Genomic DNA, 702 nt, shown 5'->3' with positions numbered 1-702 from the left:
ACCGTTCCGGAAACAAACCCCCCCCCGATACCGGCGGATGCTTGCTTACCCGTGGTTGTGACCGTGCTGTCCACCGCCGTGATGCAGGCAACCTTTCCTTTAACCTCCCCCCCCCCGATGCCGACGTATGCATCATCACGCGAGGTGTGAATATGAACATTTTCCGCCCAGATATTACTGACTGTGCCATATTCATCAACAACACAGGCTGCTAACCCGGTGGTCTTCTTATTGTGAGTTATATCGGCATCAGTAAAGTGAAGGTTCCTGATGCTGCTGTTGCCTTTCAGAGTGTCAACAAAACAGTCATACAGGCCGCTGATGGTATAGCACTGCCCATCGTACTCCCCAGTGAATGTGCCAATGAGTTTATGGGTTTCATTGACAATAATATTCGCAGTCTGTTGATATTTGCCGTCTGGTGGATATTCGGGATAATCTGCTAGACCAATCTTGCCCAGGTCTTCTGGATTATTAATCGTTTTCGAATTCGCATGCTGAAAAGAGCTGGCCAGCGTGCCAAGGGCAAGCAGTCCTCTGGTTCCCTCACTCCCTTGGTAGCGGACCGTGGATGACTGTTGAAGGGGTACGTCTTTCGAGCCGGTTTCTTTTTCCTGAGCCTCTTCCCGGGTTTCTTTTTCCTGAGCCTCTTCCCGGGTTTCTTGTGATGTCTGTGGTAATTCCGGTTTTGCATCCGGCCCG

Annotated in this window: 1 protein-coding gene; it reads right to left on the bottom strand. The window is 50.9% G+C overall.

The annotated features are described in order from the left end of the window. Positions 1-702: hypothetical protein (locus J7438_RS26600; RefSeq protein WP_209279033.1), on the bottom strand; the 702-nt coding region annotated here is incomplete at both ends.

This window comes from Thalassotalea sp. G20_0 (assembly GCF_017744175.1).
Classification (GTDB): domain Bacteria; phylum Pseudomonadota; class Gammaproteobacteria; order Pseudomonadales; family Endozoicomonadaceae; genus Endozoicomonas.
Note: the sequence above shows the minus strand (reverse complement) of the source record. Positions and strands in the feature narration are given on the sequence as shown.